The organism is Shewanella sp. 5_MG-2023, from assembly GCF_030547465.1.
Taxonomy (GTDB): Bacteria; Pseudomonadota; Gammaproteobacteria; order Enterobacterales; family Shewanellaceae; genus Shewanella.
Genome location: NZ_JAUORC010000027.1, coordinates 1 through 16,212, shown reverse-complemented (window position 1 = coordinate 16,212; position 16,212 = coordinate 1). Strand labels below are relative to the sequence as shown.

Below are 16,212 nucleotides of genomic sequence, written 5' to 3'. Positions count from 1 at the left end.
TGCTATTGTTCTATGAAAAAGGACTCTAAATCATACAACTCGATAAGTTTTTTTAGATGCTTACTCGGATTAGCCAAGCTCCTTGGCTGAGTGTTGTCCCCATGACAATGACCTAAACATATTAGTTCAAGCAATAAGGCCACGCCTGCACTGTCAACATACTCTAAAGCAGACAAGTCTAACACTTGAGTCGTATCAGTAAACAATTGTTGTTGATTTGGCCACAATTCTCTGACCTCAACCTGAGTTAATTGCCCTTTTAGGTGACAAATATCACCTTGCTGTGAAAATTCAATCACGCAGCATTGCCCTCGTCCTGATCTAAGCGAATATCTTGGTTGGTGCGCTCATAAAGCATGTCGATGACCTTATCGACGCCTTTTTGGCGAATTAAATTGGAAATTTCTGATTGCTTTGACGCCAGTAAACTCACGCCTTCCGCCACCAAATCAAACGCTTTCCAGCTGTCATCTTTTAGACGTCTGGCTTTAAACACCACTTTAATGGGCGGGCGACCATCTTCAATAATTTCGACGCGGACATCGATCATTTTCTCGTTACTAAAATCAGCAGCCGGGAAAAACTGTACTTGCTGACCAGTGTACTCAGTAAAGGCTTGGGCATAGGTAGCCACTAAATAACCTTCAAAAGCATCCACAAACCGCTGACGTTGTTCAGGAGTCGTGTCACGCAGGTATTGCCCCATCACTTTATACGCGGCGTATTTATAATCAACATAGGGCATAAGCTCTTCGCGAACGATAACTTTTAAATAGCTTAAATCATTGTCAATGAGGGCTTTGTCTTTATCAAAACGCGCAAAGGTTTTCTCTGATACTTGCTGCACTAGCTTGAACGGATCATGGGTATCTATGTCATCAGTCGTCAGCTCTGCAGCACCAAGCGGGCTGATGCTTAACCATAAAAAGACACTTAACATAACGCGAATAAACTGCTTCATATACCGCTCCTACTTATCATCCGATGACATGCTATAGATTAACTGACCGATTAAGTCTTCCAGTACTAATGCTGAGCGCGTGTCATAAATTTTATCGCCATCAGCGAGCATCTCAATATCATCATCCATAAAGCCTGGGGTTAACCCCAAAAACTGCTCACCCAATAAACCTGCAGTTAAAATCGATAAGCTGCTGGTCTCTGGAAATTGATCATATTGCTTATCCATAGTGATGCTCACTATCGGTACAAGCTTTTTGGGGTCGAGCTGAATATCAGTTACCCTTCCGACAACCACCCCGCCCACTTTCACTGGCGAGCGTACTTTTAAGCCACCGATATTGCTAAATTCAGCGTGTAAACTGTAAGTTGCCTGATTAGGCTTAAGCTCAACATTGGCCACATTAAATACCAGCACACAAAATGCCACTAAGCCTGACAATAAGAACAATCCAACCAATAACTCTATTTTCCGTGTCAACATACGACTAAACCACTTTAATTAATGAATGCAAAATTTACCCAACTTACCTCCCGCTAACACTCAGCAGTTAACATCAATTGCCGAACATAATCGCTGTCAGTAAAAAATCGAGCGCTAACACTGCTAAACTCGCCTGAACCACAGTGGATGTGGTCGCTCGGCTAATGCCTTCGGGGTTGGGAATAACTTCATAACCACGATATAAAGATATCCAGGTTACCACTACGCCAAAAAGCACACTTTTGATTAAACAATTTACAATATCTTGGCGCCACTCAACCGATGCTTGCAGAATTGACCAAAAAGAGCCGCTATCAATGCCTTTCCATTCAACTCCCACTAAATGACCGCCGATAATGCCAACAAGACAAAACATCATCACTAATAATGGCAGGGTGATAACCCCCGCCCAAAAACGTGGCGCTATGATTTGGTGTAAAGGGTCAACCGCCATCATCTCTAAGCTTGATAACTGCTCGGTTGACTTCATTAAGCCAATTTCAGCGGTTAATGCCGAGCCTGCGCGCCCTGCAAAAAGTAATGCCGCAACCACAGGACCAAGCTCTCTTAATAAGCTCAATGCCACCATGGGCCCTAGGCTTTCGACCGTGCCAAAATCAGCCAGTACCGTATAAGCTTGTAATGCCAGCACCATACCGATGAACAGGCCAGAGACTATGATGATCACCATGGAGCGAACACCCAACACATAAACTTGCTTGGTGATTAAGCCGATATCTTTTTTAACATTCGGCCAACGGGCAATAGCGCCCCATAACATCAGCCCTGCTCGGCCTAGACCTGAAATAAAATCCAAAGCAAAGCGGCCAATATTACTGATAAAGTTAATCACGTCCACTTAACATCTCCTGTTGATAGTCTTCAGCTGGATAATGAAAAGCCACCGGCCCATCGGGTGCTCCATGAATAAATTGCTCAATTTGTGGATTGGTTGAAGCCCGTAATTCAGCAGGCGTGCCTGAAGCGATTACTTTTTTCTCGGCGATAACATAAACATAGTCGGCAATACTCAATACTGCATCCACATCGTGGGACACGACCACCGAAGTCAGCCTCAATGTTTCAGATAATTCGCCAATCAATTTCACCAGCACCGCCATCGAAATAGGATCTTGACCGGCGAAAGGCTCGTCATACAAAATCATTTCAGGCTCAAGTGCTATCGCCCGCGCCAATGCAACTCGGCGCTGCATGCCGCCGGATAACTCATTGGGCATCATCAGAGCGGCGCCCCGCAGCCCCACGGCTTGCAGCTTCATCAACACAATCTTACGAATAATAGTTTCAGCTAACCCTGAGTGCTCACGCAGCGCAAACGCCACATTATCAAACACATTCATATCGGTAAAAAGCGCCCCACTTTGAAACAACATACTCATGCGCTTTCGCTGCTCAAATAATTGTTGCCGCTTCAGTTGGTGAATGTTTTGCCCAGCAAAAAGCACCTCACCACTATCAGGGGTTAATTGACCGCCGATAAGTTTAAGTAAGGTGGTTTTACCTATGCCACTTGGCCCCATAATGGCGGTCACTTTGCCAGTTGGAATGCTGAGACTGATATCATCAAAGATAACCTTAGTCCCTCGGCTAAAGCCCATGTTCTTAACTTCTACAAGGGCTGACCTAGTGGGCTCTAAACTTGGAGTAGACATGTCTATAGAGGAAATAATAGCCTTCCTAGAGAACGAGATGTAGAGCTGAAGTGTACGAAATTGTGTAAGAACCTACAACAAATCAATCACCATGCGTTACAATCCCTAACAATTTTCGCAATAGCGATGATTTTTGTTAATATCTGACAAAAATATCGCCATAACTCAAATAATTGGAACAAGATGCTTTTTAATATCATGATGCTCATCGTCGGATTGGGCGCATTAGTTTGGAGCGCAGATCGCTTTGTTTACGGAGCTGCCGCCTTTGCTAGAAACTTAGGCCTGCCACCAATGTTAATCGGTTTAACCATTGTGGCCATGGGCAGCTCAGCGCCAGAAATGCTGGTTGCTGCCACCGCATCAATGGAAGGCATGAGCGATACTGCAATTGGTAACGTGCTCGGCTCAAACGTGGCTAACATCACCTTGATATTAGGGGTTACCGCATTGTTTGGGGCTATTTCAGTTCGCTCAGAAACCTTAAAGCGTGAAATTCCAATCATGATTGCGGCAACCGTATTAGCTGGCTACCTTATTCACGACGGCATGCTCACCCGTGTTGAAGGTGGGGTATTATTAATCGCATTTTTCGCCTTGATGGGCTATTTCATTTGGAGCGCGATGCGAAATAAGAAAAAAGATGTCCTAGCTGATGAGTCTGACGCAGAGATCCCTAAAAATGTACCCACATTACATGCTATTATCTGGATCATTGTTGGTATGGTGTTATTGCCACTCTCGGCAGACTGGATGGTGACGGGCGCGGTAGGCATTGCCAAGACATTTGGCTTGTCAGATCTGGTCATCGGCTTGACCATTATTGCCATTGGCACCAGTTTACCGGAACTAGCAGCATGCATCGCTGGCGTCCTAAAAAAAGAAGACGACCTCGCGATTGGTAATATTGTTGGCTCAAACATTTTTAATATTTTAGCAGTGCTGGCCATTCCAGGGCTGATTGCCCCAGGTGAAATCGACATAAATGCAAGCGGTCGAGATTTTTACATGGTACTAGCAACCAGCACCGCATTAGCAGTACTGGTATTATCGAGTGGCGCTAAAAAGCAGCTTACTCGCTGGCATGGAGCCCTTTTATTAATCGTCTTTATTGCGTACCAAGTTGTCTTATTTCAATCACAATAATGGGGCATAAAGATGTGTGACTCACCAAAGCGTAACCCGAAATCGCTTTGGACAATAGAGAGATACATATGACAGAACAAACACAATTGCGCCAATGGGGTCGTCAAGTCATTGATATTGAAAAGGCAGCATTAGATAACCTTTATCAATATGTAGACTCAGACGAGTTTGGCCAAGCCTGTGAACTCATTTTAGAATGTAAAGGCAAAGTCATTGTCATGGGCATGGGCAAATCTGGCCACATTGGCAATAAGATTTCTGCCACACTCGCCAGCACAGGCACGCCTGCATTTTTTGTTCACCCTGGCGAAGCAAGCCATGGCGACTTAGGCGCTCTGGCAAAAAATGATATTATTTTAGCCATATCAAATTCTGGTGAAGCCAGTGAAATTCTCACCTTAATGCCCGTTATACAGCGCATGGGTGTCCCGGTAATCGCGATTACGGGTAAACCAGAATCCAATATGGCCAAGCTATCTAAACTGCATTTATGTATTGAAGTGCCTGAAGAGGCCTGCCCATTAGGGCTAGCACCAACATCAAGCACTACCGCAACCTTGGTGATGGGTGACGCCTTGGCCGTAGCATTATTGCAAGCGAAAGGCTTTACCCGTGATGATTTCGCCCTATCCCACCCTGGTGGATCTTTAGGTCGTAAACTATTACTTAAAGTCAGCGATGTAATGCACAAAGGCGCTGATATTCCACAGGTGAAAAGTGAGCTCTGCATTACTGAAACCCTATATGAGATCTCAAATAAAGGTTTAGGTATGACTGCAGTGATCGATAATGCAGACAAGCTAGTCGGGATCTTTACTGACGGTGATTTACGCCGCGTCATCGATGCTGAAGTGAACCTGCGTACTACCGCTATTGCCGATGTAATGACAACCAACTGCATTACCATCAGCCCAGGTATTTTAGCCGCGCAAGCATTACAGATTATGGAAGAAAAAAGTATTAACGGTTTAATTGTCGTAGACGAGAACCAACGCCCAGTCGGCGCACTTAACATGCTCGATATGGTTAAAGCTGGAGTCATTTAACATGTCATTACACGAAACACTGCACCAAGGTTTTTACGGCCCAATCTCTGATGATGTTTGGCAAAAAGCCAAAAAAATTAAGCTGCTTATTTGCGATGTCGATGGGGTATTTTCCGATGGCCGTATTTATTTAAGTAATGCAGGGGAAGAGTTAAAAGCATTTCATACCCGTGATGGTTATGGCATTCGCTCTATTTTAACCAGTAATATTCATGTTGCTGTGATAACCGGGCGTAAATCTGCCATTGTGGAAAATAGAATGACCGCTTTAGGTGTCACTCATATTTATCAGGGTGTTGATGATAAACTAGTGCCTTACCAAAGCCTGTTAGATACCTATGGCGTTAGCCCAGATGAAGTCGCCTATATTGGTGATGACATGGTTGACTTACCTGTGATGAAACAGGTTGGCCTTGCAGTTTGTGTGGCTGATGGCCATCCTTATGTTAAACAACATTGCCATATGACCACCACCATTAACGGCGGAAATGGCGCATTACGTGAACTCACCGATTTGCTATTACTTAGCCAAGATAAGTTTGAAAATGCCCACGGAATGAGTATATGAGCCGAGTGACCTTCGCTATTATCGGATTTTTTGGCGCAGCCTTAGTCCTTTATTGGCAAGTACAAGTTAAACGTAGTCAGATGGAGGCAAGTAAATTGCCTGCCCCTGCTCGCCCTGATTTTATCGCCAATGACTTACGCACCACTGAATTTAATGAGCAAGGTTTAGTGCAAAGCCGAGTCTCAGCGAAATACATGGAGCACTTTCAGCAAAGTAATGAAACCATGTTTACTGAGCCTGTCTACCTTATTTATCCTGAAAATGGTGAAGCCGAATGGCAATTAAGCGCAGATTTAGGCAAGCTGAATAATGAAACAGGCAAAGTAGTTTTAGAAAATAATGTTATTATTGATGCAATAAACATCGACGAGCCATTACAATCTTTGACAACCACCATGTTGGCACTCGATATGAACACCATGATTTTGACCTCAGATAGACAAATTTTTGTTACTGGGTCAGATTTTAATATACAAGGTTTAGGCCTGTATGCTGATTTAAATGCTCAAGAACTTGAACTTTTAAGTCAAGTAGAAGGAACGTATGAAGCAAAGTAAACTTTTGATTGCCTCACTACTCAGTGTAGTCAGTATTGCCAGCGCCTATGCAAAAGAAGGCGATTTACAGCAAGAGCTTAAAGTCGCAGCTGTGAGCCAAAAAGCTGACATAAAAAACAATCAGGTCATCTTCTATGGCCCAGTTAATGTGACTCAAGGGTCGATTAACATTAATGCCGACCAATTACGCGCATTTGGCACCGAAAGCGGCACCCAAAAAACCATGGTTGCCACAGGTAACCCTGCGACATTTTCCCAAGAGTTAGATGATGGCCGTATTGGTACTGCCAGTGCCGATGAAATTAAATATGAGCTTGCCACTAGCATTTTAACCTTAACGGGTAATGCTAAATTGGACCAAGCTGGCAGCCAGGTTACTGGTAACCTAATTAGCTACAACATTGAAAAGCAGCAGTTAATTGCTGAAAGCACCGGTACTGGTGAAGATCGGGTTATCACTATTTTTCAACCAGAAAGTCACCCAGACTTGATTGATTCTGAAAAGAAAAAAGATGAGCAACCACATTTACCAGACAGCGCTAAACCCGGTGATGACACGCCACCAGCTATAATTGAAAACAACAATTTATCTGCTGTAGAGGCTGTGAACTCAACTGAAACACCCGAAGTAACTGAATCACTTAACGCTGAGGCGCAGGCGACATTGTCAGCCCCAGCAGCTGAGCAAAATGACTAATGACCCAAATTACGTTAACCGCTGAAAATCTCGCTAAGAGTTATAAAAGTCGCCAGGTAGTAAAAGATGTCAGCCTGACGGTAAAAACCGGCCAAATTGTTGGCTTACTTGGCCCTAATGGCGCGGGTAAAACCACCACCTTTTATATGGTCGTAGGCCTAGTCAAAAGTGATAAGGGCCGCATTCTGATCGATGAAGATGATTTAACCGCAGATCCAATGCATTTGCGCGCCCGAAAAGGCATTGGCTACTTACCTCAAGAAGCCAGTATTTTTCGTAAGCTCACAGTACACGATAATATAATGGCAGTGCTTCAAACTCGCAAAAGCTTATCAAATGAGCAGCGCATTGAAGAACTGGAACATTTATTAGAAGAATTTAACATAACTCATATCCGTGATAGCCAAGGTATGGCGTTATCGGGAGGCGAGCGTCGCCGAGTTGAAATTGCACGCGCATTAGCGGCAAATCCTAAGTTTATTTTATTAGATGAACCTTTTGCAGGGGTAGATCCTATCTCAGTAATCGACATCAAGAAAATTATTCAACAACTTAAAAGCCGTGGTTTAGGGGTGCTAATTACCGACCATAATGTCCGTGAAACACTTGATGTGTGTGAGCGAGCATATATTGTGAGTCACGGAAACTTGATTGCTGAAGGAACACCTGCTGAGATCTTAGTCAATCAGCAAGTTAGGTCGGTATACTTAGGTGAACAATTCAAGCTATAGTTAGCACTATTCAGTTTTTAGTATGGCATTCGCGGCCAACAACAAACCTTAATCTAGTCTATTTTTCTAGGATCATAAACTAGCGCCCACACTGTTCGTCGCGATGATGTAATTCAATTAGGGACAAGCGGTACATGAAAGCCTCACTCCAACTCAAAATGGGTCAACACTTAACCATGACCCCACAGTTGCAACAAGCGATTCGCTTATTGCAACTTTCCTCATTGGAGCTACAGCAAGAAATTCAACAAGCACTTGATTCAAACCCGCTATTAGAGCTTGAAGACGAATTCACTAAAGCCAAAGAGCCCGTAAAAGAAAACGCCCTGCAAACTGACACCGATTTTAGTGATAATAGCCAAGTCACCATAGAAAAAGACACCTCAACGGTTGATACCACTGAATCGCTCACTAAAGATTCTATGCCTGAAGAACTCCCTATGGATACCACATGGGATGAGGTGTATACCGCCTCGCCGACTTCTGGCTCTGGCGCAGTATCGAGCGGTAATGATATGCCGTTTCAAGGCGAAACCAGTGAAGGCTTGTATGAGCATCTTGAATGGCAAAAAAACCTCACTCCCTTTTCTGAAAATGACTTAGTGATTGCAACCGCCATTATTGATGCCATTGATGAGCGCGGTTACCTCACCCAGAGCGTTGAAGACATTTTGCAATCCTTAGGCACTGACGATATCGAACTCGATGAAGTTGAAGCTGTACTTAAACGGGTACAACACTTCGATCCCGTCGGCATTGCAGCGCGAGATTTAAGTGAGTGTCTATTAATTCAATTAGGCCAATACCCTAATGAAATTCCTTGCATAGATAATGTTAAGTTACTGATTAAAGATCATCTTGATTTAATCGCCGGTCGTGACTTTAGGTTACTGATGCGTAAAACCAAGCTTAAAGAAGATGATTTACGTGAAGCCATTGAATTTATTCAAACGCTCAATCCACGTCCAGGCTTGCAAATTACCCCCATTAAAGATGAGTACGTCATTCCTGATGTTACTGTACTTAAAAAGAATGGTCGCTGGGTGGTCGAGCTAAATCCCGATAACATGCCTAAAATTGGCGTTAATCAGCAATATGCAGCTATGGCCAAAGGCGGTTCAAGCCAAGCTGACAGCCAATTTATTCGTGGTCATTTACAAGAAGCCAAATGGTTTATCAAAAGCATCGATAGCCGTAATGAAACCTTACTAAAAGTGGCTAACTGTATCGTACAATTTCAGCAAGGTTTCTTTGAGTTCGGTGAAGAAGCCATGAAGCCGATGGTGCTCAATGATATTGCTGAAGCGGTTGAAATGCACGAGTCGACCATTTCACGGGTCACGACCCAAAAATACATGCATACCCCCCGTGGACTTTTTGAACTAAAATATTTTTTCTCAAGCCATGTAAGTACCGATGATGGTGGAGAATGCTCTTCTACAGCAATTCGCGCATTTATTAAAAAGCTCGTAGCTGCAGAAAACCCGAAAAAGCCTCTTAGTGATAGTAAAATGGCGACACTATTGGCTGAACAAGGGATTAACGTTGCTCGACGTACGATAGCCAAATATCGAGAGGCAATGCTCATCCCTCCCTCAAACCAACGCAAAAGCTTATAACTTTTGTTATTGGAGGATGACCTATGCAAATTAACCTGACTGGAAACCATATTGAAATAACTCAATCTTTACGGGAATACGTGCAAACAAAATTTTCAAAGCTTGAACGACACTTCGAACAGATCAATAATGTTCACGTTGTGCTCGATGTTCAAAAGCTACAACAGATTGCCGAAGCCAAACTGCACCTAAAAGGCGGTGAAGTGTTTGCTGTATCGCGTAACGCTGATATGTATGTGGCAATAGACGCCCTGATAGATAAGCTAGACCGTCAGGTAATTAAACATAAAGAGAAACTCACTAAGCATTAACGATGGAACTTCGTACCATCCTGCAGCCGGCGTGCACTACCTGTGCCACTCCGGGCAGTAAGAAAAAGGTACTGGAATTAATCAGCAATTTAATGGCTGCCCAGTACCCAACCCTTTCTTCACAGGCTATTTTTGAAAGTCTAATAGCGCGTGAAAAAATGGGCAGTACAGGTATAGGAAATGGCATAGCAATTCCACATGGGCGCTTAGATAATATCGAAGAACCCATTGCTATTTTAATCAAATGCGAAGAGCCAATCGCCTTTGATGCCATAGACAAGCAACCTGTAGATATTTTATTTGCGCTTCTTGTACCTGCAGATCAGTGCCAGCAACACCTAAGCACATTATCTAGCATGGCAGAGAAACTCAGTGATAAATTGATACTTAAACGACTTCGAAAGAGTCATGACGCTACAGAACTTTATCAGGTTATTACTGCATGAAACTTGTCATCGTATCGGGACGTTCAGGTTCAGGAAAATCAGTCGCACTGAGAGTGCTTGAAGATTTAGGTTATTACTGTGTTGATAACCTGCCACTGCCACTGATTGGCAGCCTGCTTGAACAGCTTAAAGATAGTAACGAGCTTGTCGCCATTAGCGTCGATGTGCGTAATATCGAAGAGCAAGGCAAAGTACTCAAAGAGCAAATTGCTTTACTGTCTGACGATACCAGCATTACCAGTTTCTTTTTAAACGCCAACGATAAAGTGTTACTGAAGCGTTTTAGTGAGACCCGCCGATTACACCCACTGTCTAAGAATCAAATTTCGTTACAAGAAGCCATTAAGCTTGAGGGGCGGTTACTCGAACCCATAGCCAAAATGGTTGATCACTATATCGACACCTCGCAAACTAATATCTACGAATTGAGCGATCATGTTCGGCAAATCTTGCTAGGCAGTGTTGATAAAGAATTAGTGGTACATTTTGAGTCATTTGGCTTTAAGCATGGCATGCCGGCTGAAGCAGACTTTATGTTTGATGTGCGCTTTTTACCGAATCCGCACTGGGAGCTTGAGTTAAGGCCCTACACAGGCCTAGATGCGCCCGTGCAAGAGTTCTTAGAGCGACAGCCTTTGGTGAATAAGTTTATCTGGCAAATTGAAAACCTTTTTGACACTTGGATGCCACATTTAGAGCGTAATAACCGCAGCTACCTGACCATTGCCATTGGTTGTACTGGCGGTCAGCACCGTTCGGTTTATATTGCCGATCAGCTCGCTAAACGTTTCAACAACTCTAAGCACAAAGTCAGCGCCCGCCATAGAGAGCTTGGCATTGAATAAGCTAACCACATCGCCAGCCAAAACGGTGGCCTATTCAAAGCAAATTACCATCAGTAACAAGCTAGGCTTGCATGCGCGAGCGGCGACTAAATTGGCAATTTTAGCTACCGAGTTTGACGCAACTATCACCCTTATCCAAGGTGAGAAACAAGCCAGTGCTGCCAGTGTATTGGGGTTATTAATGTTAGAAAGTGGCATTGGTAAAATCATTACTGTTGAAGCTCAAGGCCGTGATGCAGAAAAAGCCCTTGAGGCCGTATGCAAGTTAATCAACGATAAATTTGACGAAGAAAGCTAACCGCCTGCGCCCAGTAACATCTCCAAGGAAACACAGCGACTCACCTTTACCATTATTTTATTAGCTATACTCAACACACCACCAAGCAGTATTAGGTATTTATGAATTGCGCATCAAGCCATCAGATATTAGAAATTTCTTCATTCTTTTCGGTGAGTTAAGTTAACATTTCATCATCGTCTTTTCAGGAGTAGCCAATGGGTATTGAAGTCATCGACAGCGAACTGACCGAACAACGTCTTAATCAGCTTACACAAGCATTAGGTAGCGGTATGTTTGTTCATGTCAGAAATATGCTTCATGACATGGCCGCCTCCGATGTCGCATTAATTCTTGAATCATCACCGCCGAAAACTCGTCAAGTGTTATGGCAACTGATTGATCATGAGCAAGCGGGTGAAATCCTAGAAGAACTCGGTGAAGAGTTAAAAGATTCACTCATCAGCGCTATGACCCCAGAAAAAGTAGCCCAAGCCACCTCAGGGATGGATACCGATGACTTGGCTTACATCTTAAGAAGTTTGCCAGATGCTGTTTATAAAAAAGTACTGCAATCCATGAGCAGTCAAGACCGCCATCGCGTCGAACAAGCACTGTCATACCCTGATGACACCGCTGGCAGTATCATGAATACTGATACGGTCACTTTGCGTCCTGACGTTAATATTGATGTGGTATTACGCTATTTGCGCCAGCGCGGCAACCTACCCGATACCACAGATACCTTATATGTGGTTGATCGCAACGATCATGTGCTTGGTGGGGTGCGCCTTGCCGATCTACTCACTTGTGATCCTAATTCAACCATTCGCAGCATCATGGATCCTGAATTAGAAAGCATCCCTGTGGACATGCCTGATAATGAAGTGGCGCAATTATTTGAACGCCATGACTGGATTTCGGCCCCAGTGGTAGATGAAGCGCAAAAATTATTAGGCCGTATTACCATTGATGATGTGGTCGATGTTATTCGTGAAGACGCCGAACACTCAATGATGGGGATGGCGGGTATGGATGACGATGAAGATACCTTTGGCCCAGTAATGAAAAGCACCTTCAGACGCTCGCTATGGCTTACCATTAACTTGTTTGCCGCCTTACTTGCTGCATCAGTAAGTAATATGTTTGAAGGCACGTTAGAGCAATTTGCCACCATCGCGATTTTAATGACTATTGTCCCTAGTATGGGCGGTGTGGCAGGCAATCAAACCTTAGCTCTGGTTATTCGTGGTATCGCCTTGGGTCATATTGGTCAAAGTAACTCCCGTTGGCTTATAGGTAAAGAATTAGCCATTGGTTTTCTTAATGGCCTCATGTGGTCGGTACTGGTCTTCTTTGCAGTGTGGCTATGGAAAGGTGATATGGCACTGGGCGGTCTCATTGGCGGCGCGATGCTCATTAACATGACCGTTGCCGGACTAGCGGGGGCCAGTATTCCGCTCATACTTAAAAAACTCAATATCGATCCGGCATTGGCTGGCGGTATGGTACTAACCACAGTCACCGATGTGATTGGCTTATTCGCCTTTTTAGGCTTAGCGACCATTTTCTTAATGTAGCGCCGTAAAACCCCCTCTCTCATCAGCATAAAAAGCGGCATTTATTGCCGCTTTTTTGTGCCTTAAAACCATAGAGTTTTAATGGTTACTTTTGTTTACCAATTAAAACCAATTCGCACCAAAATAGTACTTTTGCACCAAGATGTTTCACGCTCACTTTTTAGAGCTAACACTTTAAAAAAATAAGTCACTGTAATAAAAGGGTAAAATATTTATTTCATAATTGGCACAAGTATTCCATTGAGTTACGTATCACTAAAGAGGTAGCTTTTAATTTGACCAATTTAGTGGAGAAATTTAAGCCTTATAAATTTGAATATCAGCAGGAGTCGATGATGAAATTATTACACACATGTTTGAATCTTTGTCGTAATCAGTGCCACTTTTATAAGCATGTAGGCTGTAGCCTATGGGAAGTAGAATAGTCTTATCGTTAAGCCGACGAAGTTAATCGCTTTTAAATGCTTGGAGCTAATATGTCAGCACAAACAAAGTTTTATCCCGAGAGCTTTCAGCAGCAAGTGATCGCTGAAGTGAAGCAACATAATCGATTAATTTCTGATGTTGCTAAGCAATACTGCATCTCAGCAAAAACGGTTTACCAATGGGTTAAAAATAAAGAAACCGCGATGACATCAAAAACTAATGCCGAGGGCGTGACCACTCGCAAGCGTACACAAGCTAAACAGAAAAGCGCTTTAGTGTCAGAGATAGCTCACTTACAACTTAAGTTATCTCAGCTGAATCAGCAGCTGTTATCGATTAATAGCAATTAGTGGGGATTAACACAGTTCCGACAAACTTGATTGGATTAAACGCTGCCCCCATCGGCAATTAATTAGCGACAAATCTATTGTAAGATATAGAGCTGTTCACCCTCAGGTTTGTCAATTTTATTTACATAAAAAGCTGATATAAAGCAGCTATGTAAGCTAAAAACCTGCAACAGGGACTAACAATAATAATAGGTCGCAGGAATGCCAAAAGGCAGTGTAAGGCCGGTGCTAATGAAAGGATGTCATTGGTGCCCGTGAAGACGAAACGAATGGATTTTAAGACTGTTCCGGCAGGTTTGATTCGATAAGCGCACCACCCCAAGTGCACTTATTAAGAAGCTAATATTCCGACGATAAAGGCTTTTAAACAATCAAGCTTGTCAATTTTATTCAAGCTCAGTGACTGCATTCCCCCCATGATTGCAGTATCACTGAATTGAAACCTGCAACAGGGACTAACAATAATAATAGGTCGCAGGAATGCCAAAAGGCAGTGTAAGGCCGGTGCTAATGAAAGGATGTCATTAGTGCCAGTAAAGACAAAACGAATTGATTTTATAACGATTCCGGTAGGTTTGATTCGATAAGCGCACCACCCCAAGTGCACTTATTAAGAAGCTAATATTCCGACGATAAAGGCTTTTAAACAATCAAGCTTGTCAATTTTATTCAAGCTCAGTGACTGCATTCCCCCCATGATTGCAGTATCACTGAATTGAAACCTGCAACAAGGCTAACAATAATTATAAGTCGCAGGTATGCCTACAGGCAGGTAAACCACCCTAAAGTAAGGATGTCACTAGGGTGATTGGAGATAGATTCAGGCAGATTTGATGTGTTGCTAACTGTTCCCCAGCAGTGAGCAATAGAGGTTTTATTAGGGCTTAAGCGCCCAAGGTAATACTTCTATCAACATGGCTAATTTATCCGTTTCAACAAGGTGACAGCACTCTCCCCCATGCTTGCATGGTCACTGAATTGAATACCTGCAACAAGGAATAATAACAATAATATGTCGTAGGCAAGCAACAGCGTAACCCTGATGAATGGAAGTCATAAGGGGAAATATTAAAAAGCATAAACTAGGAGATGTATTACGAGTATTAACTAATTTAACAACCAATAGCTTTGATTTGATTGATGGTCGTCCCCAGCGACTATTGATTATGAAAACATTCTATACCCCTTACTTCATGGAATTGCTTTCTACTATCAAACCTATTGAGTCCGTTGACGACTATTTGGACATGAGCAACTGCTTCTCTCCCCAGTTTTCGTAGTGAGCGAATGAATAAGTTTTCATCAACAACAGTTTTAATGCCGATACATTTTGTCGGTAGACAATGCACAAAAAGCCCTGATGGAAGGATCCATCAGGGCTTTTTTATCTTTAAACGTTATAAACGTTCTCAGCCTATGTAGAAACAGCGCCACTCAATTAGTCTTTTTCTGCGGCTAATCTCATATAGCGTTGTGATGACCAGTCAAAGTAATACTCTTGCCCTTGCCACTGATAAATTGTTCTGCCGTCTCTTTGGATAGCGCGGGCATTTTCAGGTAGCTGGGTTAAGCCACTGGCGTATTCAATACTGGTGGTGGATCGTTTCGGTGGAGACACCACTTGATGTTGCTGCGGTTGCACATAGTTTCTGCGGTAATGGCGATCATAGTAATCATAGCGATAGGGCGTTTGCCAGCCGTTATTCCAGCCTATGCCATTATTCCAGCCATAGCCCCAGCCATTATTCCATCGATTTCCCCACCGGTTATAATAAGGGTAACGCCAACCGTTATTCCACCCCACACCGACGCCCCAGCGCACTGATGAACCTGAATGACGTGAATGACGTGAATGACCATGATGACGATCGGATGTAAGATATCGCAGTTGCGGCAAGCCATCAAAAGCTTGCATGCTAGCTGAAATCTTGTGGGGACTCGCGTCTTGAGCATTAGCCCCTTGGGCATTAGTGCTTATGCCAAGCATTAAACTCAAGCCTACAGTTACTGAGATATACCCTTTTAAGCTCATCAGATATAAAGCCGTAAAGCAGGTCTTTGGCAGTGTCTGTTGTGCTTCTTTGTTCATCTCACGCCCCCCTTTGTACCTAAGCAGCATTTTCTACAGCAGCTAATATAGGGCAATTAAATGGCAATTACCCTATAAACAAGTCTAGCTCAAAACAACCTATAACCAATAACCATCGCTTAACCCTATTTTAGAAAAATGCTCATAGATACCGGCGCTATCTGGTTAATTCAAATCAACATCTAACCCATAATCATCGCTTAACCCAGTTTTATAAAAATGCTGATAGATACGCGGGCAATAGCTATGAGCAGGTTAATTAAAATCAACGACCAACAAATAACCATCGCTTAACCCTATTTTAGAAAAATGCTCATAGATACCGGCGCGATCTGGTTAATTCAAATCAACATCTAACCCATAATCATCGCTTAACCCAGTTTTATAAAAATGCTGATAGATACGCG

Annotated in this window: 19 protein-coding genes; 13 read left to right on the top strand and 6 right to left on the bottom strand. The window is 43.2% G+C overall.

Annotated elements, in window-relative coordinates; genetic code table 11:
* Nucleotides 1-2 precede the first annotated feature (2 nt).
* The 5 genes from Q4557_RS15660 to Q4557_RS15640 form a co-directional block, all read right to left on the bottom strand.
* Entirely contained in the window at nt 3-299 is a 297-nt protein-coding gene (locus Q4557_RS15660) for a lipid asymmetry maintenance protein MlaB (RefSeq protein ID WP_076539162.1), read from the bottom strand.
* A complete protein-coding gene (locus tag Q4557_RS15655; protein WP_303413883.1) occupies nt 296-940 on the bottom strand; it encodes a phospholipid-binding protein MlaC in 645 nt (214 codons plus the stop codon). Before Q4557_RS15655 ends, Q4557_RS15660 begins: the two co-directional genes overlap by 4 nt.
* Nucleotides 941-970: 30 nt before the next feature.
* The gene (mlaD, locus tag Q4557_RS15650; protein WP_102440106.1) at nt 971-1,444 is read right to left on the bottom strand and encodes an outer membrane lipid asymmetry maintenance protein MlaD; all 474 of its coding nucleotides are present in this window, start codon (nt 1,442-1,444) and stop codon (nt 971-973) included.
* 73 nt (nt 1,445-1,517) lie between these two features.
* A complete protein-coding gene (mlaE, locus tag Q4557_RS15645) occupies nt 1,518-2,303 on the bottom strand; it encodes a lipid asymmetry maintenance ABC transporter permease subunit MlaE (RefSeq protein WP_102440105.1) in 786 nt (261 codons plus the stop codon).
* The gene (locus Q4557_RS15640) at nt 2,290-3,117 is read right to left on the bottom strand and encodes an ATP-binding cassette domain-containing protein (RefSeq protein ID WP_102440104.1); all 828 of its coding nucleotides are present in this window, start codon (nt 3,115-3,117) and stop codon (nt 2,290-2,292) included. The genes mlaE and Q4557_RS15640 overlap by 14 nt, the downstream gene beginning before the upstream one ends.
* Before the next feature lie 183 nt (nt 3,118-3,300).
* On the opposite strand from Q4557_RS15640, the gene Q4557_RS15635 reads away from it, so the two are divergent.
* From Q4557_RS15635 to Q4557_RS15575, 13 genes are all read left to right on the top strand, one after another.
* Nucleotides 3,301-4,263: a calcium/sodium antiporter gene (locus tag Q4557_RS15635; RefSeq protein ID WP_102440103.1), complete on the top strand. Its 963-nt coding sequence runs from the start codon at nt 3,301-3,303 to the stop codon at nt 4,261-4,263.
* A 68-nt stretch (nt 4,264-4,331) separates the two neighbouring features.
* A complete protein-coding gene (locus Q4557_RS15630) occupies nt 4,332-5,309 on the top strand; it encodes a KpsF/GutQ family sugar-phosphate isomerase (protein WP_076539174.1) in 978 nt (325 codons plus the stop codon).
* A 1-nt stretch (nt 5,310) separates the two neighbouring features.
* On the top strand, nt 5,311-5,877 hold the full coding sequence (gene kdsC, locus Q4557_RS15625; protein WP_076539176.1) for a 3-deoxy-manno-octulosonate-8-phosphatase KdsC: 567 nt from the start codon (nt 5,311-5,313) through the stop codon (nt 5,875-5,877).
* Nucleotides 5,874-6,434, top strand: coding sequence for an LPS export ABC transporter periplasmic protein LptC (gene lptC / locus Q4557_RS15620; RefSeq protein WP_303413838.1), 561 nt, complete (start codon nt 5,874-5,876; stop codon nt 6,432-6,434). Before kdsC ends, lptC begins: the two co-directional genes overlap by 4 nt.
* Complete coding sequence (lptA, locus tag Q4557_RS15615; protein ID WP_303413836.1) at nt 6,421-7,131, top strand: lipopolysaccharide transport periplasmic protein LptA; 711 nt, start codon at nt 6,421-6,423, stop codon at nt 7,129-7,131. The genes lptC and lptA overlap by 14 nt, the downstream gene beginning before the upstream one ends.
* Nucleotides 7,131-7,862 carry an LPS export ABC transporter ATP-binding protein gene (gene lptB, locus Q4557_RS15610; RefSeq protein ID WP_076539182.1) on the top strand — a complete coding sequence of 244 codons (732 nt, stop codon included), beginning with the start codon at nt 7,131-7,133 and terminating at the stop codon, nt 7,860-7,862. Before lptA ends, lptB begins: the two co-directional genes overlap by 1 nt.
* 134 nt (nt 7,863-7,996) lie before the next feature.
* On the top strand, nt 7,997-9,481 hold the full coding sequence (locus Q4557_RS15605; protein ID WP_102440099.1) for an RNA polymerase factor sigma-54: 1,485 nt from the start codon (nt 7,997-7,999) through the stop codon (nt 9,479-9,481).
* A gap of 23 nt (nt 9,482-9,504) precedes the next feature.
* A complete protein-coding gene (gene hpf / locus Q4557_RS15600; protein WP_076539186.1) occupies nt 9,505-9,792 on the top strand; it encodes a ribosome hibernation promoting factor in 288 nt (95 codons plus the stop codon).
* A 2-nt stretch (nt 9,793-9,794) separates the two neighbouring features.
* Complete coding sequence (ptsN, locus tag Q4557_RS15595) at nt 9,795-10,238, top strand: PTS IIA-like nitrogen regulatory protein PtsN (RefSeq protein ID WP_102440098.1); 444 nt, start codon at nt 9,795-9,797, stop codon at nt 10,236-10,238.
* A complete protein-coding gene (gene rapZ, locus Q4557_RS15590; protein ID WP_102475893.1) occupies nt 10,235-11,083 on the top strand; it encodes an RNase adapter RapZ in 849 nt (282 codons plus the stop codon). The genes ptsN and rapZ overlap by 4 nt, the downstream gene beginning before the upstream one ends.
* A 25-nt stretch (nt 11,084-11,108) precedes the next feature.
* Nucleotides 11,109-11,381 (top strand): HPr family phosphocarrier protein, encoded by a 273-nt coding sequence (locus Q4557_RS15585; protein ID WP_102440123.1) that lies wholly within the window; start codon nt 11,109-11,111, stop codon nt 11,379-11,381.
* A 197-nt stretch (nt 11,382-11,578) separates the two neighbouring features.
* Nucleotides 11,579-12,940, top strand: a complete 1,362-nt coding sequence (mgtE, locus tag Q4557_RS15580) for a magnesium transporter (protein ID WP_102440096.1) — start codon at nt 11,579-11,581, stop codon at nt 12,938-12,940.
* 476 nt (nt 12,941-13,416) lie between these two features.
* The gene (locus tag Q4557_RS15575) at nt 13,417-13,716 is read left to right on the top strand and encodes a transposase (RefSeq protein ID WP_102440095.1); all 300 of its coding nucleotides are present in this window, start codon (nt 13,417-13,419) and stop codon (nt 13,714-13,716) included.
* A 1,438-nt stretch (nt 13,717-15,154) separates the two neighbouring features.
* Here Q4557_RS15575 and Q4557_RS15570 read toward each other — a convergent pair.
* Nucleotides 15,155-15,805 (bottom strand): hypothetical protein, encoded by a 651-nt coding sequence (locus tag Q4557_RS15570; protein WP_303413829.1) that lies wholly within the window; start codon nt 15,803-15,805, stop codon nt 15,155-15,157.
* Nucleotides 15,806-16,212: the final 407 nt, after the last annotated feature.